The sequence below is a fragment of the Chishuiella changwenlii genome, from assembly GCF_900142565.1.
GTDB classification, from domain to species: Bacteria; Bacteroidota; Bacteroidia; order Flavobacteriales; family Weeksellaceae; genus Empedobacter; species Empedobacter changwenlii.
Genome location: NZ_FRBH01000008.1, coordinates 95992 through 114729 on the forward strand (window position 1 = coordinate 95992; position 18738 = coordinate 114729).

Consider the following 18738-nt stretch of genomic DNA (forward strand, 5'->3'; position numbering starts at 1 on the left):
AAAACCTCATCTAATTGATGAGGTTTTATTTAATTCACTAACAATTCAGTTACATTCCCAAATATATCTTCACATTCAAAAGTTAATTCAACTGATTTCATATTTTTTATAAATTCATTTAAATCCTTTTTTCCTGTTCCGCTTAAATTTTTCAAACCTGGTTCATATTTACGATTGAAACCTACTTCTAAAATAACATAGTTACTATTAGAACCTACAAAAAATTTATCTTTTTCAATACTTTTTAACAACTGACTTGATTGCATAATTAAAGCTATCTTATTATAAAAAAATTCAAAATTTTCATAAAGAATTTCATCATACTTTATGGAATAATTTTTTACTACCAAAGGACCTAAACCAAAATTATTAATAACAACTTTATAACATAAATTCTTATAATCAACTTCATAATTTATAATCCCTAAAGGTTTAACAGAATCAATTTTATTTTTATTATTTCTATCTTCATCAATTTGACTTAGCTTATAACTTATTTTTATAAGAAAATATAAATTAGCTGCTCCAAAAATAAGAGTTGCATAACCTCCAATAAAACTTCCAAAATCAGACCAATTGGTGTTTTTAAGAGATAAACCATTTAATCCAAATACAAAAAGATATATAATTAATGGAAGGGCTGTTCCAATTAAAATCCATAAAGAGTATTTATTTAACTCTTTTTTAAATTTCTTTTTCATATTAAATAATCTATTTGATTAACTGTTCACATCTACTTAAATCAACAACACGATCCCTTAGTTTATTTTTATCAGTAAAATTCCTTGCAATATTGGATACTACTTCAATATAATTATTCGAGTATTTTTCAGTCTTTTCATCGAACCATTGATAATAAAATGGTTTAATACTGGCACAATTATTATGTTCAAAAATATGATTTAACAATGTTCTATCTGTTAAACCACATGAATGCCCCCAAGTAAATACCTGAAAATTATACAGCTCTAAAAAATTTAATACAGATCGATAATTTGATGTTCTTAAGTAGTTGATTGATTTGATATATTCTAAAACACCTGTAAGTCTTGATTTTTCAATTTTTAAATAATTTTCATCCAATTCATCTCCAAAACCAAATATAATTGGATTCAATTGATCATTTAAAGTTCCATGTATATTAATGTATTCAATTTTATTCATTATTACACCATTAGTACTATTAGCAAAATATTTACTTATTGTTTTTGTATAATTGAAATCTAAAATCAATATTTTATCTAAAGCCAATTGTTTTTCTATTCCACGTATTCTAGTTTCTTTACTATTTTTAAATTCTATTGACATGTCATTTTGACTCACTGGATTATTAGTTAAAAGTGATAATATTCTATTTTCTATATCTTCTTCAATTAAATTATTAGATTTTACAACAATCAATAGATATTCTTCCAACAAGTTTATTATTCTTTGAAAATCTGAATTAAATTTCTTTATTTCTTTATCAGTTGTTTTTTCATCATTTAATAATCGATTAAGTTCATCATAAAACATAGTTTCTATGTCTGCCCAGCCTTTTATATATCTTGATTGAATTATCAATTTTAAAAAACTATTTTTATAATTAACACTTCCATAACTAAATGACTGATCATTAACATATGAAGTATCTCCAGCAAATAATGGCATAAAAAAGGTGTCATTTGAAGTACTAAAGACTTCTTTAACTTTTTCAAGAGGTATATTTATGTTATTATATTTACCTGGAGAATAACTTATATCATTATCTTCATATCTATATCGATTTTCTTCAAGGTATTTATGTTTACTTTCAACAATCCAATCTATAAAATCATTATAAGAAGTTTTTAAACCATGTGCTAAATCAAAACCATTTCCAATAAGTATAATTCTATTCATATTTTTGTTTAAGGGTATTTGTATTTATTCAAATGTAATCAAATTAACAAAACAATACCTCATCCAAAAGATTAGGTATTTCTTATTATAGTGGAACAATTTCTATAGTTATTGGAGTCCACAAGCGCGAACGCACGCGTATTTTATAGTTCGTTAATTTTAAATTTGGCACTAAATGGCAATTTGTTGCACTAATTTTAAATAATTTTGTCTGTCCATAAAAAACGGAAATATTCTGAATTTTCCGAGTCCAGAAAAGGAAAGAATAATATTCGTTCTCGGAGTCCTAAAAAAGAAAGAATAAATAAAAAGATACCTCAACTTTGACTAAAGGTTTTTCCGTTGTCATTACACACGCGCACAAGAAATGAATTTCCCGAGTTTTGCGACTCCATAAAAAAGGAAAAAGATTTTTTTGAGGTCATTACGCAGGCGTGAGGAAAGTTTATTTGATGGCTATTTGATAATATGATTATTAAGAAAATATTTTAATTCAAAATATCTTATTAATAAAATTAAAAGACAAATTATATTTTTGTTTAAATTACGTGTAGATTACTAAAATTTAAAAAAATAAAATGCTTAAAAAGATACTAAATATTTTTAATGATAAGAATAGAATTAAAACTAAAAAAATAGATGAAAATTCTAAAGTAGAAACTAATTTAAATGAAGATTCAATTAATGAGGAATCTAAGATAAATACTAATTATGAATCTGTTGAGAAACAAATAATATTAACAGATGTAGAAATTGAATTATATATTTCCAAGGAAGTAAACAAAAGAATCGGTACAGAAAATAAATCATTAGCATTAGATATAGATTTATCTGATAGAGATATGCTTTTTGAAGATGCTGCTAGATTAATTGTTTTGAATCAACAAGGTTCTGCTTCTTTATTACAACGTAAGTTAAAATTAGGATATAATAGAGCTGGACGATTAATGGACCAATTAGAAGTAGCAGGAATAGTAGGTCCTTTTCAAGGTTCAAATGCTAGGAAAGTTTTAATTAGTGATGAAATCGAATTAGAATATTTATTTAAAAGTGAATTTTATTTTAATACTAAGTTATTAAGTTCTTATGAAGATGAAATTAATAGTAGGATAAATAAATATTATTCAGAATTGAAAATTAAAGAAGAAAATAATCTTAAAGAGCAGATAAAGTTTGAAATTTTAGAAAAAAAGAGAAAAGAAGAATTAAGAAAGGAAGTTTTACAAGAACTTCAAGAAGAAGGATTTATATTTAATGATTATTTTGATAATAATAAAAGAGAATCTATTTCCCAAGAAACTCAAGATAGAGTTTGGAATAGAGACGGAGGAAGGTGTGTAAAATGTGGAAATAATGAAAAATTAGAATTTGATCATATTATACCATTTTCAAAAGGAGGATCTAATACCTATAGAAATTTACAATTGCTTTGTGAAAAATGTAATAGAACAAAATCTAATAAAATAGGTTAATAAAGATCCCAAACGAATTAATTTTAAAATAAACAAAGTCATTGAAGAGAGTCAATACAGCTTTTTGTATTGACTTTTTTTATATTTAATGAGTACTTTTATTTAAGATTAAAAATAGAAAGACATAGCAATGAAAAAACTATTCATAACATCTTCTTTTTATGATGTGGCACAATACTTTGAAAATTTTTGTGGAGAAAATATTTGGGGCAAAACGGTAACTTTTATTCCAACAGCTAGTGTTGTTGAAGATTATACACAATATGTTGATGACGATAGAAATGCACTCATTAAACTTGGACTTATTGTGGAAGATCTAAATATTTCTAATAAGAATGAGAAAGAAATTGCTCAAACCTTATCAAAAAATGATTTTATTTATGTTTCTGGCGGTAATACTTTTTATTTACTTCAAGAATTAAGAAAATCAAAAGCAGATAAATTGATTTCTGAACAAATAAAAAATGGAAAAATTTATATTGGAACATCTGCAGGAAGTGTGATACTATCTAAAAACATTGAATATTTGGAAAAAGTTGACGATAAAAACAAAGCACAAAACCTTAAAGATTATTCAGGATTGGGTTGTGTAGACTTTTATCCTTTGCCACATTACAAAAGTGAGCCTTTTACCGAAATAATAGAAGAAGTTTTTAACACTTACAAAGATCAAATTAATTTAATTCCAATAAGTAACGAACAAGTTATAGAAGTAAATGGATCAGAAATAAAAATTATTGGTTAAGAATTGGAGTAATGTTTTAAAATATATTTTACATCATTATCAATAGTTTGTCAAAAATAACAAGTACCTCATCACTTAGATGAGGTATTTGTTATTATAAATGAACAATTTCCATAATTATTTCAGGCCATATGCACACTGGCCTAAGTATTTTTTATAGTTCAATAAGTTTATATTTGGCACTAAATGGCAAATTGTGCCACTAATTTTTAAATAATTTTTTGAATCCATAAAAAGGGTAAGGATTCGGAATTTTGTATATACCTAAAAGAAAGATTTACCTAGCTTCTCGGAGTCCTTAAAAAGAGAAAATATCCTGAATTTTCCGAGTCCATACGTGCAGGTAAAGAATTAGGTATAAAACTTTCCGTATTGAGACAATTAAAAATAGTTTAAATTGATTGTTTTGCCTTTTTTGTCCATAATTGGACAAATAAAAACCTCATCGCTTAGATTTACAAGATAAATAAGAAGTTTTAAAAAGGTCTATTCTGATTAAAGATTTTTCCGTTGTCATTACACAGGCGTAAAGTAGTATAGGTTTTTAAAAAGTAAATATTATGCTAAGATCATTCATACATATAATAATATTTCATGACCAAATATAATACAGAATCACAAATATTTATAACTCAATTATAACGCAACGTTTAAACAGTTTATTAGATAATAAATAGTTTAATAAATTTGAGCTGTTTGAGTAAGATTGCTATAAGAGGGTTGCGGAGGAGTTGATTATGTGTTTTTATTCATCTGTTTCGAAAATACTTTTAAATTACCTACATAAAAAAGAAAGATTATAATAAAATTTATGTTAAATATTAAAAAATATTTTTATTGTTTGATGTTACCATCGTAATATTGCAATAATAAATATTTAGATATGGGTATTACTAAAACAGAATTCTTTACAGATCAACAAAATAAATTTGCTGTTTTGTTTAAAGCTTTAGGTCATCCTGCTAGGATTGCAATTATACAGCATATAATTAATCAAAAAGCATGTATATGTAATGATTTAGTAGATGAACTAGGATTGGCTCAAGCTACTATTTCTCAACATTTAAAAGAGTTAAAAAGTATAGGAATTATTCAAGGAACTATAGAGGGTAAATCAGTATGTTATTGTATTGATGAAAATATTTGGAATGAAATTAAAAATGAATTAATTTCTTTTTTCAATCAAGATATAAATATAAATCAATGCTGTTAAAAGCATTTTTTTTATTGATAAACATCGTAATATTACGATGTAATTTAAATAATAAAATATAAATAATTATGAAATTATCAGAAATTAAAGAGATACTACCAAAATTAGAAAACGTAGAATTTCAATTAGAAGATGGAACATTTGTACCAGAACACTTTCATGTAACAGAAGTTGGACAAATTACTAAAAACTTCATTGATTGTGGTGGAACGATTCGAAACGAAAAAGTTGTTAATTTTCAATTATGGAATGCAGATGACTATGAGCATAGATTGAAGCCTAATAAGTTATTACACATTATAGAGTTGTCAGAAAACAAATTAGGTATTGAAAACGGAGAAATAGAAGTTGAATATCAAGCTGGAACGATAGGTAAGTATGACTTAGATTTCAATGGTAAAAACTTTGTTTTAAAAAATAAATTAACTGCTTGTTTAGCAGAAGATGCTTGTGGTATTCCACTTGTAACAGAAAACAAATTTAAAGTAAATAAATCTTCTTATTGTACACCAAACTCAGGTTGTTGTTAAGTCTAAAAATAAATTTTATATGTATTTAAAATTATCTAAAGAAATTACTAGAATACAAAATTTCGATATAATATCTATTGAAAGAAAGGCAGTTTTACAGCCTTTTATAGATTATATTCAAAATAAAGTAGATGCTAAACAATCTGTAAATATCAACTTTATTTGTACGCATAACTCTCGAAGAAGTCAGCTTTCACAAATTTGGGCACAGGTAGCTGCTGTGTATTTTAATATACCTAATGTACAATGTTATTCGGGAGGAACAGAAGCAACAGCTTTATTCCCTAAAATTGTGAAAACGTTGATAAATCAAGGTTTTAATATTCAAATCATAGCAGATAATTCTAATCCTATTTATACAATTAAATACGATGAGAATCAACATCCAATCATTGGTTTTTCTAAAAAATATGATGATAAATTTAATCCTATATCACAATTTGTAGCAATTATGACATGTTCGCAAGCTGATGGAGATTGTCCTTTTATTCCTGGTACAGAAAAAAGAATATCTATACCTTTTGAAGATCCAAAAATCTCAGATGGAACTCCACAACAAAATCAAGTTTACGAACAAATAAGTAATGAAATAGCAACAGAAATGATGTATGTTTTTTCGCAGATAACAAAATAAATTATGCAACCAAAATTAAAATTTTTAGATAGATATCTTACACTTTGGATCTTTCTTGCAATGGTAATAGGTGTAAGTTTAGGTTATCTCTTTCCAACTATTTCAACCCTTACAGATTCATTAAGCGTTGGGACCACAAATATTCCCTTAGCAATAGGTTTGATACTAATGATGTACCCACCATTAGCAAAAGTAGATTATACTTTGTTACCAGAAGCTTTTAAGAATAAAAAGGTTATCGGAATTTCATTATTCCTTAATTGGTTTATAGGTACATTTTTAATGTTTGGCTTAGCCGTATTGTTTCTAAGAAATGAACCTAATTATATGACAGGTTTAATATTAATTGGCTTAGCAAGATGTATTGCAATGGTGATTGTTTGGAGCGATTTAGCTAAAGCAAACCGAGAATACACTGCAATGTTAGTTGCCTTAAATAGCATCTTTCAAATACTTTCTTATAGCTTTTTGGTTTGGTTATTCATTAATGTACTACCAAATAAATTAGGATTAGCTAATTTCAATGTATCAGTATCAATGAAAGATGTAACAAAAAGTGTATTGATATACTTAGGTGTACCTTTTTTAGCAGGTTTTATAAGTCGATATACTTTAATCAAAACAAAAGGTTTAGAGTGGTATAATAGAAAATTTATTCCTAAAATATCTCCAATCACTTTATATGCTTTGTTATTTACCATTGTTTTAATGTTCAGCTTAAAAGGAGATAAGATTTTGGATTTACCTATGGACGTTGTGAAAATAGCGATACCATTAATCATCTATTTTGTACTAATGTTTTTTGTAAGCTTTTTTATTAATAAATCTCTAAAAGTTCCTTACGATAAAAATGCTTCTATTGCATTTACTGCTGCAGGAAACAATTTTGAATTAGCTATTGCTGTATCAATCGCAATTTTCGGATTGCATTCTCCACAAGCATTTGTAGGAGTTATCGGTCCATTAGTCGAAGTTCCTGTTTTGATTTTATTAGTAAAGACAAGTTTATGGTTGAAGAAAAAATATTATTAAACCTATAACAGATTTTATGTTAAACAAAGTAAAAATCTTAGTAATATATAAAAACCACGAACTATTTTAACCATAATTTTTATATACTTTATATAATTTATGTAATGTAGTTTTTAAGTAATGAGGTATTGAGAAAATTAACTTTTTTACAAATCGTTGTCAATCGGTTGTCAAATAAAAAATAAAAAAACCTCAACTAATTGTAGTTGAGGTTTTTTAGTACTCGGAGTGGGAATCGAACCCACACTCCAAAGGAACACGAGTTTGAGTCGTGCGCGTCTACCAATTCCGCCATCCGAGCCTTTTATGGATTGCAAATATAAGATTAGTTGAAGAACATATCCAAATGTTTTTTATAAAACATTTATAGAATAATTTCTAACATATCAAAAGCCAAATGTTTATCTTTTGGTAAAGTTTTTTCTACTTCATCATGAAAACCTAAATAATGAGAAATATGTGTAAAATATGTTTTTTTCGCTCCAATTATATCTGAATAACGAATAGCTTCATCTAATAAAATATGAGAAAAATGTTCATGCTCTGTACGTAAAGCACTAATAATTAAAACTTCAATTCCTTTTAATTTTTCTAACGATTCTTCTGGAATTATTTTAACGTCTGTTAAATAAGCAATTTTATCGTCAATGATATAACCTAAAATTGGTAAATCTCCATGTAATATTCTAATTGGTTGAATAGAAAATCCCGCAATTTCAAATTTATCCTCACCTATTACATTTTCTATAACAGTTGGTACTCCAGGATATTTTTCCTCCACAAACATATAAGGAAATCGATTATGTAATTCTTTTAAAACTCTTTCCAAGCCAAAAACATTTAAATCTTCACCAGATTTAAACACCAATGGTCGAATATCGTCCAATCCCATTACATGATCATTATGTTCGTGCGTATAAATAATTCCATCTAATCTTTTTGCATTGTAGCGCAACATTTGTTGACGGAAATCTGGACCACTATCAATAGTTATTACTTTACCATTCTTTTCCAATAACAAAGACGACCTTAACCGTTTATCCTTTGGGTTAGAAGACAGACAAACAGGGTGATCACTTCCTATAATAGGAATTCCTTGCGATGTTCCCGTTCCTAAAAAATGTAGTATTATATTTGATTTAGCCATAATGATTTGGTAAATTTACCACAAACTATTTGAAATTTAGATATGGCATTAAAACAAGTTCTTACTCCAAAACAAAAAGCATTAGAAATTAATCTTAATCCGAAGATTTATGGTTCTTTTGCCGAAATTGGAGCAGGGCAGGAAACCGTTCGTTTTTTTTATCGCGCAGGTGCAGCTTCTGGTACAGTTGCAAAAGCAATGAGTGCTTATGATAAAGAAATGTCAGACTCAATTTATGGCGTTGAAGAAAACAGACGCTATGTAACTCAGGCTCGTTTAAAGAAAATGTTAGACCATGAAATGGAACTAATGAAAGAGCGATTAGTGGATGACCTATATAAAGAGAAAGCTTTTTTTACATACGCTAATACAGTTACTACAATTGATTATTCTAAAAAGAATGAGGGACAAGGTTGGATTGGACTTCGTTTTAAATTAAATGCTGAAGAAGAAAAAGCAAACGAAATTATTTTTCATGTAAAATTCAAAGAGAATTCAGCACAATTGCAACAAGAAACACTTGGGGTTTTAGGTGTTAATTTAATTTATGGTGCTTACTACTACTACGATAATCCTAGATTATTAATTAAGTCTTTATACGATACATTAGATAAAGATCAATTAGAAATTGATATGATTAATTTTCGCGGTCCTCAATTCAAATATGTTGATAATCGCTTAATGTCTCTTCAATTAGTTAAAAACGGAATGACTGACGTTGCTGTTTTTAATCCTCAAGGAAAAAATATATTACCAGCAGATTTATTATATAAGAAAAACATTTTTGCTATAAGAGGTTCGTTTCGTCCTTTTATGAATGTTAATATGGATATGTTTGAAGGTGGATTGGATATCTTTAAACAAGAAGATGCTGTAAATAAAGAAAATACTGAAATCCTTTTTGAGATTACACTTTCTAATTTAATTGCTTCTGGTTTTGAAGGAGAATTAAACGAACGTGATTTCTTAGATAGAGCAGATGTTATTGGAAGTTTAGGATACAATGTTATTATTTCTAACTTTTCTGAATATTATAAATTAGTTGATTACTTTTCTAAATTCACTCGAAACCAAACGAAGATTGGTTTAACAATGGGTGTTAACAATTTAGTAGAAATTTTCAACGAGCAATATTATGCTGATTTACCTGGTGGAATTATGGAAGCCTTTGGTAAATTATTCAAGAAAAATGTAAAAGTTTATTTATATCCATATCTTGATAAAGAGAAAAACATTTTACTAACATCTAAAAATTTATTGGTTAGTGATAGTGTACACGAATTATACAAGTACTTCTTATACAACGGAAGAATTAAGGATATTTTAAATTACAATGATGATTATTTACATTCTTATTCGCGCCGAATTTTAGAAAAAATAGAAAATGCTGAAGACGGATGGGAATCTGAATGTCCAGAAGGTGTTGCAGATATGATTAAAGATAGAGGGATGTTTGGTTACAAACACAATTATATTTTAGAATAAATGAAATCAAACTTGATATAACAATCAAATTATACATATAAAAAATAGGAGATTCAATGAATCTCCTATTTTGTTTTTAATAAATCTTGTTGTTGATTTTTTAAACGTTCTTTTTCTTCCTTAGATAATTTATCTTCTAAATTCTTTTTTACATCATTCAGCATCTCATTAAAACTTTCTGGATGCATGGTGTAATATTTATAACTTTCAGAAAAATCATGATAAGTTACGTTATGTTTTTTCATGATATGAACAGCATTTTTTGCTAAATTTAAATTCATATCCTCGTTTGGATTCGGAAAAAACTGGATTCCTTGCTGACCGATATATAACTCTGTCAAAATCTCGGTCATATCAGATTTACCAATTAAATTTTTGGGTTCATCATAATTTTTAGGAGCACAATTAAATAATCCCAAAAATAGAATACTAAATAAAATTAAATGTTTCATAATTTTCCGAATATGTTTCTTAAACGTAAAGATATAACTCCAAAAACTGCTTCTCCAATAATATCAGAACTTATTTTAGATTCACCTAATGTTCTATCCGTAAAAATAATAGGCACCTCTTTAAGTTTAAATTTCTTAATCCATGTTTTGTATTTCATTTCAATCTGAAATCCATAACCTTTAAATTTTATCTTATCCAAATCTAAAGATTTCAAAACACTCGCACGATAACCTACAAAACCAGCTGTAGCATCATGTACAGGGAGATTTGTAATAATACGAACATATTTAGAAGCAAAGTAAGACAATAATACTCTGTTCATTGGCCAGTTTACAACATTTACACCATTACAATAACGAGAACCAATTGCTAAATCGGCACCATCTACTAATGCTTGATGTAAGCGAGGTAAATCATTTGGATTATGAGAGAAATCTGCATCCATCTCAAAAATGTATTCATAATTATTAGCTAAAGCCCATTTAAAACCGTGTACATAAGCTCGTCCCAATCCGTCTTTTTCTGTACGAATCTCTAAATGCAATCTACCATTATATGCTGGTATTAATCGTTTTACGATTTCATTTGTTCCATCTGGAGAACTATCGTCAACAATTAATACATCAAACATTTTTTCTGCCGACAATGCGGCATGAATAATGGCTTCTATGTTTTCCTTTTCGTTATAAGTCGGGATAATGACTAATTTGTCCGACATAAATATAATTTTGTGGGCATAAAGATAGTTATAAGATAATTAGTCTTTTGTATTTTTGAAAAAATTATGAAAACAAACGAATTAATTTCTATAGGGAAAAATACGATTGGTAACGACACCGTACTTATCGTAGTAGTTGTATGTTTATTATTTGTTTGCGCATCGAAATATTTGTTCGCAAAGAATTTCAAAACATTAAACAATAAAACCGAATATATGAGTTTTACCGATGACAATACAACATTGTTTAGTTTTATTGTAAACGGTATAACCGTTTTATTACTTAGTTTGTTAATGGTTTCGTATTATAACATTAGTTATAATTACTTTGGTAATTTTAAATTTTACTATTTATCTAGTGTTGCAATTACATTTGGAATTATAAGTGTAATCATGCTTTTTAAGCTATTAATTGAGGTTACTTTTTACCGTGTTTTTTATGAATCTAGTTCGGTTTCATTCTTTATGAAAAGTTCGAGTTTTGTAAATGCAAAGAATGTTTTATTACTTTTAATCATTTGTTTTTTATTTTTTTACACAAGCATTACAAAAGAATATTTAATGATGATTGGCTTCATTTTACTGTTTATCAACAGATTAATCGAAGTATATTATATTTATTCAAAACAAATAAACAATAATAAATCAATTTGGTATTATAATATTTTGTACCTTTGCACCCTAGAAATTTTACCAATTATGGTTTTAGCAAAACTATTAACAATAGGTAAAGTAATCTAAAATTACTATGAAAGTTAAATCAATATTAGTATCACAACCTAAGCCACAGGCAGAGAACTCGCCTTACTACGAGATTGAGAAAAAGAATAAAATCAAGATTGATTTTAGACCATTTATTCAAGTTGTTGGAATTGACGCAAAAGAAGTTAGACAGCAAAAGTTAGATTTTAATAAAGCTACAGCTGTTATTTTTACAAGTCGTAATGCAATAGACCATTTTTTCCGCTTAGCAGAGGAAATGCGTTTTACTGTTCCAGACTCAATGAAATACTTCTGCGAATCGGAAGCAATTGCTTTCTATTTACAGAAATACATTGTCTACAGAAAACGTAAAATCTATATTGGAGAAAAAGTTTTTTCTGATTTATTACCCTTGTTTAAGAAACATAAAGACGAAAAATTCATATTACCAGCTTCTGATGTATTAAAACCAGATGTTCCAAATTTATTGGACAGCTTGAAATTGGATTGGCAAAAAGCTACATTGTTTAGAACAGTATCTAGCGATTTATCTGATCTATCTGACGTTAAATACGATATTTTAGTATTTTTTACACCTTCGGGAATTAAATCATTATTTGAAAACTTCCCAAGTTTTGTTCAAAATGAAACTAGAATAGCTGTTTTTGGAAAATCAACAGCCGCTCAAGCAAAAGAGATGGGATTACGTGTAGATATTGAGGTGCCATCACCACAGACGCCATCTATGACAATGGCTTTAGAAAAATACATTAAAGAAGCGAATAAATCAAAATAATTTTACGCTTTATCCCCACTCTATAATTAAAATTTATGTAAATTACAGAGATGGAAAAAAAATGGGAAATAAAACAAAAACCCTCAACAGAAATAGTTAAGAATTTACAAGATTCACTTAACATTTCAGAGGCACTTTCTATTTTATTAGCCCAAAGAGGGATAACTGATTACGATCAAGCTAAATCCTATTTTAATCCTTCTTTAGAAGAATTACATGACCCATTTTTAATGAAAGGAATGGCAGATGCTGTTTCTCGTATTAAAAATGCTATAGACGATCAAGAGAATATCTTAATATTTGGAGACTACGATGTAGATGGAACGACAGCCGTAACACTTTTTTACGAGTTTTTGTCTTCTATCTACTCGAAAGTCTTTTTTTATATCCCAGACCGAAATAACGAAGGTTATGGAATCTCTTTACAAAGTATAAATTTTGCAGTAGAAAACAATATTTCGCTTGTTATAGCATTAGATTGTGGTATTAAAGCACACGAGCAAATACTTTATGCTCAGAAAAAAGGAATAGATTATATTATCTGTGATCATCATTTACCCGATAAATCTGTTCCCAAAGCTTATGCTGTACTTGATCCTAAACAGAAAGGCTGTCGATATCCTTACAAAGATTTAAGTGGTTGTGGTGTTGGCTTTAAATTAGTACAGGCTTATGTAGAAAAATTTAATCTTCCAAAAGAAAACCTTTTACCATTTTTAGATTTAGTTGCTGTTAGTATTGCTGCTGATATTGTTCCTATTACAGGAGAAAATCGTATTCTAGCTTTTGCTGGTTTAGAAAGATTAAATACTCAGCCTCGTTTGGCTTTTCAACATTTAATTCCAATTAATATTCGAAATAACGTCAACATTTCAAATGTTGTTTTTTCCATTGCTCCAAAAATAAATGCTGCAGGTAGAATAAAACACGGATCAGAAGCTGTTCGCTTTATGTTGAGTACAAACGAAGAAGATTGTAAGAAATATTCACAAGAAATTAATTCATTAAATAACGAGCGAAAAATGCTTGATGTTGATATCACAAATGGTGCGCTTGCACAATTAAGTGGAATTGATACATCAGGGAAATATTCTACAATTGTTTATGATCCGAGTTGGAATAAAGGAGTTATTGGAATTGTTGCTTCTCGTTTAGTTGATTTATACTATAAACCAACAATTGTATTTACAAAAAATACTGAAGGAGAAATTGTAGGCTCAGCCCGTTCTATACAAGAATTTGACATTTATTCTGCTATTGAAAAAAATGCTGATCTGCTAACTCAATTTGGAGGACATATGGCTGCAGCAGGTTTATCTATAAAAGAGGAAAATTTCGAAGAGTTTAAACTGAAATTTGATGAAACTGTAAAAGAATTTTCGAATGGAAAATTATATTCTCCATCTATTTTAATTGACAAAGAAATTTCTTTTAATGATATGACACGTTCTTTTTTAGAATCTGTAATGAGAATGTCACCTTTTGGACCAGATAATATGAATCCTGTTTTCATTGCAAAAGACTTGTTGGCAACAGATTTTCGATTGGTTGGTAAAGAGCATGCTCGTTTATATGTACATCAGAAAGATACGCGCGTTACATTTCCATCAATTGGTTTTAAACTTGGGAAATTCGCTCCACAATTAGAGAAAGGAAAATCATTTGATATGGTTTTCACTATCGGCATGAATTACTGGCAAGGTAAAGGAACTTGGCAATTAAATATAAAAGATATTCGTTTTAGAGATTAAACTCCTTCTACAACCAAAACCATTTCCCCTTTTAGGTTTCTTTTCTCAGCAATTTCAGCTAACTCTGTTAAAGATCCTCTCAACGTTTCTTCAAACTTCTTTGAGATTTCTCTAGATAAACTAGCCTTTCTTTCAGCTCCAAAAGCTTCTGCTAAATCTTTTAATGTTTTTCCAATTTTATGTGGAGATTCGTAAAAAACCATTGTTCTTTTTTCTTCTAATAAAGAATCTAATTTTGTTTTTCTTCCTTTTTTCACTGGTAAAAACCCAACAAAAGTAAACTCATTATTTGGTAAACCAGATACAACAAGTGCAGGCACAAAAGCAGTAGCTCCTGGTAAACATTCTATTGTAATATTATTTGCTACACATTCTTTGGCTAATAAATAACCTGGATCAGAAATTCCTGGAGTTCCAGCATCTGTAATAATAGAAATAATTTGTCCTTCTTTTAATTGACGAATAATATCTTCCGTAGCCTGATGTTCATTGTGCATATGGTAACTACGCATTGGAGTAGATATTTCGTAATGTTTTAAAAGAATACCACTATTTCGAGTATCTTCTGCTAATACAACGTCAGATTCTTTTAATATTTCAACTGCTCGAAAAGTCATGTCTTTTAAATTTCCAATTGGTGTAGGAACCAAATATAATTTTCCACTCATGTGGCAAATTTACAAAGTAATTTGTAAGAAAATACGATGATTAAAAACAAAATATATAATCGTATTATGCTTTGTTCTAAAAAAACATTAATAAGAAAAGAGACTAGTAAAAACTAGTCTCTTATGGTAATTATTTTAAAGGAATTTTTATTTCTAAACAAGATTTATCAGATCTTATTATTATAGAATCAATACTATTTAATAATGTATCATTATAAATTGGAATAAAAAAACCATCATGATTTCTTGCTATAGATTTTCTAGAATTCAAAGAGTCATTACTAAAATATCTATAAGCTTTATGATCATATCTATATACATCTACTTTAGATTCATCTACTTTTATTAGTAAAGAGTATTCACTAGAATATACAAATTTTGAAGAAAATAAATTTTTCTTTCGATGATATTTTTCAATCCAAATCTCTTTTATAATATCCTTATCTATACAATCTACAGAATAGTTTTCAATCTTTTTTACTCAACTTTTATGTTGTTCAGCTTCTATAGATGAACTTGATGTATAAAAACTATTTTTATTTTTTAAATGAAGAAGAATAAAAAATAAAAAAATTAGAACAATTAAGATTGAACTTATTGATATTAATATTTTTTTTACCATTTGTTAGATATTCTTGTTTCATATTTAAGACTAGGCCAATAGAAAAATTTTAAAGCTTTAAACTTTGCATTAGGACCTAATCCATTTCCACAGAATTGATTTTTAAAAGGACCTTGCTAAGTTTTATTTTTTAAACGACTAATTATAAATTACAAAAGTCTTTATTTTCCACTAAAGAGCTTCTATAATAAGTATTTAAATAAAAAAGAGAATAGTTTTTACTAGTCTCTTATGGTAATTATTTATATTTAACAAGAATACTATCTACAACTGAAATAATTTTTATTGCTCTCTTATTATTTTCATTATTAGAGTAATATTCTGTATTCAAACTCTCCAAGAAAAGCGTATTAGTGTTTTTCTCTGAATTTATTTTTAGAAAATACCCTTCTCCAGATACTAGGCCGATTGAATTTTTAATAGAAGGATTCTTTATACTAAAGAAATCAGTATTTATAATTGTATTGTTTATAAAATCTAAATCCGACTGACTAACACTTATCTGGTATTTCACCTTTTTATTTGGTAAATTCTCAATTCGATAATTTTTAGGAATATAATATTCCTCTCCTCCAATTTTATACTCTATTTTGTATGATTTCTTTTCTTTCAAATTAAAATAAGAACAAGAAAATAAAATCCCTGAAATGATGCATAAAATAAAAATACCGTTTCTCATTACGATTTAGAATCAATATACTTATGTTTTAGAGTCCATTTTTTATTCTTATCCAAGGAGAAAACATAAATATCTCCACCTCCATGAAGTGGACCTACGTAATATTCATTATAAATAATTACTTCATTTCTCTTGTTGATATATGGCTTGGAAAATGATATATATGTAATAATTAAATGGCTTAACTTTATAGAATCTGTAACTTCTGATTTAAAAATAAAAGGCTTTCTAAATTTAATCTCACTTATGTCAAAATTTGATTTTATCTCCTTTATATCTCTTAAAGATTGATAATTTTTATATTTCTGAGTTTCTTTTATTATTGAATCATAATACTTATTAGATATGAAGTTTTCATTTATAACAACTAAACCTGTTGTTATATTCTCAAGAATTAAATTACCAATAACATCCATGTCTACATCAGCAGAATTTATCTCATTTTTATTATATCGATTAACACAAGCTGAGCATAACACCACTAAAAGCAAAATAACTATTATATTCTGATTACTTTTTAAAAAAATATTTATAAAATTTTTCATAAACAACTAATTATAAATCACAAAAGTCTTTATTTTTCACAAGAGAATTTCTATAATAAGTATTTAAATTAAGTTAGATGATAAGTTAAACTTTCGATAATTACTTTTAATTTGTAAATGTAGACATTAACCCTAATCACAACTTTCGAAGTTATAATCTCCTAAACATAGGATATAAAAAAAGCTCGTGATAAAAATATCACGAGCTTTTTTAAATAATAAATAATAAAAAACTATATCAATGTCATTATGCAATTACCACATTGGTGTTTGCAAAAATGACGATAATATTCCTGGAAAAATTCCCATTACAATTAGGATAATCATTCCTAAAACTAAAAGAAAATTAGTTAATCCATCTTGTGTTTTAACTTTATTTTTTCCTCTTTTAAAGTAAATATAATTAATCACTTTAAAATAGTAGTACATACTTAATACTGCCATTACTAAAGCAACTACAATTAAAAATAAATTTTTATCATTTGTCCCTCCTATACTCAATGCCATAAACTTTGCAAAGAAACCTCCTGTTAATGGAATTCCAGCTAATGAGATTAATGAAATAGTAAGTGCAGCAGATAAAATTGGATTTGCTTTTCCTAAGCCTGCAAAACTATCAAATTTTGGACTTTTGAATTGATTAATTGCATAGAAAATAATAAAGTTAGCAATAGAATATGCGATTGTATAAAACATTAATGCTTCTTTTGAAGCTGAATTAATTGTAAATAATACAAACAACATAAATCCTGCTTGTGCAATTGATGAATAAGCCATTAATCGTTTTACAGATTTTTGAGATATTGCACCAAAGTTTCCAATAAACAATGTTAAGATGATGATTGCGGCAAATAATAATCTGTAATATTCAGCATATTCAGCGTTTGTTGGAAATGATTTTAAAACTAAAATAAATCCTAAAAATGATCCTCCTTTTATAATTGTTGACATGAATGATGTAAACACTGTTGGCGTCCCATCATAAACATCTGGTGTCCATGCATGAAATGGTGCTGCTGAAACTTTAAAACAGAAAGAAAAGATAATTAAACACCAACCTGCGAAATAAATATTCTCAAAAGCTGGATTATAATTAACTAATTGATCTACCATAAATGTTCCTGTAGCTCCATATAAAAATGTAACTCCAAGCATTAAAATCCCTGTAGAAAAAGCTCCCATTAAGAAGTATTTTACAGAGGCTTCTGTACTTTTTAAACTTTCTTTATTTGTTCCTGCAATAATATACATTGGAATTGACATTAATTCGATCCCTAAAAACATTATTACTAAGTTATGAAAGTGTGCTAATACTGCAATACCAGTAAAAGAAAAGAAAATCAATGCATAATATTCTGCAGTATGTTTTCCTACTTTACCAAAAGCGTCTTTATTTAATAATAAGTAAAAAATTGCCAAAGCTGCTAATGCGATAAAGAAAGAAACACCGTAAAGTGATTCTCCAATCATATTATCGAATTTTCCTGCAAACATTGAACAACCTTTCAATTCGAAAATTCCTCCTATAATCATTCCGAAAAATAAGACAACAGAAAGAATATTTAATGCACGATTATTTTTGATGTAGAATCCACTAAACATCAAAATAATTCCTGAAAGTGCTGATAAAATAATAGTATTCATATTCTATTTATTCAAAATGAT

The 18738-nt window shown here is 27.4% G+C and carries 19 protein-coding genes, 1 tRNA gene and 1 pseudogene; 11 read left to right on the forward strand and 10 right to left on the reverse strand.

Annotated elements, in window-relative coordinates; genetic code table 11:
• Positions 1-29 precede the first annotated feature (29 nt).
• Positions 30-701, reverse strand: a complete 672-nt coding sequence (locus tag BUA86_RS11070) for a hypothetical protein (RefSeq protein ID WP_072932667.1) — start codon at positions 699-701, stop codon at positions 30-32.
• Positions 702-711: 10 nt separating this feature from the next.
• Positions 712-1881: an AbiH family protein gene (locus BUA86_RS11075; RefSeq protein ID WP_072932668.1), complete on the reverse strand. Its 1170-nt coding sequence runs from the start codon at positions 1879-1881 to the stop codon at positions 712-714.
• Positions 1882-2678: 797 nt separating this feature from the next.
• Between BUA86_RS11075 and BUA86_RS16275 the strand changes: the two are divergent.
• The 7 genes and pseudogenes from BUA86_RS16275 to arsB form a co-directional block, all read left to right on the forward strand.
• Positions 2679-2936: pseudogene (locus BUA86_RS16275) on the forward strand (DNA translocase FtsK); the annotation flags it as partial.
• A 75-nt stretch (positions 2937-3011) separates the two neighbouring features.
• Positions 3012-3353, forward strand: coding sequence for an HNH endonuclease (locus BUA86_RS16280; protein WP_229731781.1), 342 nt, complete (start codon positions 3012-3014; stop codon positions 3351-3353).
• 130 nt (positions 3354-3483) lie between these two features.
• Positions 3484-4098, forward strand: a complete 615-nt coding sequence (locus tag BUA86_RS11090; RefSeq protein ID WP_072932669.1) for a Type 1 glutamine amidotransferase-like domain-containing protein — start codon at positions 3484-3486, stop codon at positions 4096-4098.
• A gap of 883 nt (positions 4099-4981) precedes the next feature.
• Positions 4982-5311: an ArsR/SmtB family transcription factor gene (locus BUA86_RS11095; protein WP_072932670.1), complete on the forward strand. Its 330-nt coding sequence runs from the start codon at positions 4982-4984 to the stop codon at positions 5309-5311.
• A gap of 68 nt (positions 5312-5379) precedes the next feature.
• Positions 5380-5841 carry a DUF6428 family protein gene (locus tag BUA86_RS11100; RefSeq protein WP_072932671.1) on the forward strand — a complete coding sequence of 154 codons (462 nt, stop codon included), beginning with the start codon at positions 5380-5382 and terminating at the stop codon, positions 5839-5841.
• A 19-nt stretch (positions 5842-5860) separates the two neighbouring features.
• The gene (locus tag BUA86_RS11105; protein WP_072932673.1) at positions 5861-6475 is read left to right on the forward strand and encodes an arsenate-mycothiol transferase ArsC; all 615 of its coding nucleotides are present in this window, start codon (positions 5861-5863) and stop codon (positions 6473-6475) included.
• A 3-nt stretch (positions 6476-6478) separates the two neighbouring features.
• Positions 6479-7507, forward strand: coding sequence for an ACR3 family arsenite efflux transporter (gene arsB / locus BUA86_RS11110; RefSeq protein ID WP_072932674.1), 1029 nt, complete (start codon positions 6479-6481; stop codon positions 7505-7507).
• A gap of 220 nt (positions 7508-7727) precedes the next feature.
• On the opposite strand, the gene BUA86_RS11115 is transcribed toward arsB, so the two are convergent.
• Together BUA86_RS11115 and BUA86_RS11120 are read right to left on the reverse strand one after the other, a co-directional pair.
• A tRNA-Leu gene (locus BUA86_RS11115) sits at positions 7728-7808 on the reverse strand.
• A gap of 63 nt (positions 7809-7871) precedes the next feature.
• The gene (locus BUA86_RS11120) at positions 7872-8654 is read right to left on the reverse strand and encodes an MBL fold metallo-hydrolase (RefSeq protein ID WP_083580354.1); all 783 of its coding nucleotides are present in this window, start codon (positions 8652-8654) and stop codon (positions 7872-7874) included.
• 42 nt (positions 8655-8696) lie between these two features.
• Between BUA86_RS11120 and BUA86_RS11125 the strand changes: the two genes are divergently transcribed.
• Complete coding sequence (locus tag BUA86_RS11125) at positions 8697-10139, forward strand: nicotinate-nucleotide adenylyltransferase (protein ID WP_072932676.1); 1443 nt, start codon at positions 8697-8699, stop codon at positions 10137-10139.
• A 65-nt stretch (positions 10140-10204) separates the two neighbouring features.
• Here the strand turns inward: BUA86_RS11125 and BUA86_RS11130 are convergent, their stop codons facing one another.
• Positions 10205-10591, reverse strand: coding sequence for a DUF4296 domain-containing protein (locus BUA86_RS11130; protein ID WP_072932677.1), 387 nt, complete (start codon positions 10589-10591; stop codon positions 10205-10207).
• Positions 10588-11310 carry a polyprenol monophosphomannose synthase gene (locus tag BUA86_RS11135; RefSeq protein ID WP_072932678.1) on the reverse strand — a complete coding sequence of 241 codons (723 nt, stop codon included), beginning with the start codon at positions 11308-11310 and terminating at the stop codon, positions 10588-10590. Before BUA86_RS11135 ends, BUA86_RS11130 begins: the two co-directional genes overlap by 4 nt.
• 66 nt (positions 11311-11376) lie before the next feature.
• On the opposite strand from BUA86_RS11135, the gene BUA86_RS11140 reads away from it, so the two are divergent.
• Genes BUA86_RS11140 through recJ form a run of 3 tightly spaced genes read left to right on the forward strand, consistent with a single transcriptional unit; the run spans position 11377 to position 14559 of the window.
• Positions 11377-12051, forward strand: coding sequence for a DUF4271 domain-containing protein (locus BUA86_RS11140; protein WP_072932679.1), 675 nt, complete (start codon positions 11377-11379; stop codon positions 12049-12051).
• Positions 12052-12058: 7 nt separating this feature from the next.
• Positions 12059-12808, forward strand: coding sequence for a uroporphyrinogen-III synthase (locus BUA86_RS11145; RefSeq protein WP_072932680.1), 750 nt, complete (start codon positions 12059-12061; stop codon positions 12806-12808).
• 50 nt (positions 12809-12858) lie between these two features.
• Positions 12859-14559 (forward strand): single-stranded-DNA-specific exonuclease RecJ, encoded by a 1701-nt coding sequence (gene recJ / locus BUA86_RS11150; protein ID WP_072932681.1) that lies wholly within the window; start codon positions 12859-12861, stop codon positions 14557-14559.
• Here the strand turns inward: recJ and rsmI are convergent.
• From rsmI to BUA86_RS11170, 4 genes are all read right to left on the reverse strand, one after another.
• The gene (gene rsmI / locus BUA86_RS11155) at positions 14556-15227 is read right to left on the reverse strand and encodes a 16S rRNA (cytidine(1402)-2'-O)-methyltransferase (RefSeq protein ID WP_072932682.1); all 672 of its coding nucleotides are present in this window, start codon (positions 15225-15227) and stop codon (positions 14556-14558) included. The two genes, recJ and rsmI, sit on opposite strands and share 4 nt — an antisense overlap.
• An 860-nt stretch (positions 15228-16087) precedes the next feature.
• The gene (locus BUA86_RS11160) at positions 16088-16528 is read right to left on the reverse strand and encodes a hypothetical protein (RefSeq protein WP_143147311.1); all 441 of its coding nucleotides are present in this window, start codon (positions 16526-16528) and stop codon (positions 16088-16090) included.
• The gene (locus tag BUA86_RS11165; protein WP_072932684.1) at positions 16528-17073 is read right to left on the reverse strand and encodes a hypothetical protein; all 546 of its coding nucleotides are present in this window, start codon (positions 17071-17073) and stop codon (positions 16528-16530) included. The genes BUA86_RS11160 and BUA86_RS11165 overlap by 1 nt, the downstream gene beginning before the upstream one ends.
• 255 nt (positions 17074-17328) lie before the next feature.
• Positions 17329-18717, reverse strand: a complete 1389-nt coding sequence (locus BUA86_RS11170; protein ID WP_072932685.1) for an NADH-quinone oxidoreductase subunit N — start codon at positions 18715-18717, stop codon at positions 17329-17331.
• Positions 18718-18738 lie beyond the last annotated feature (21 nt).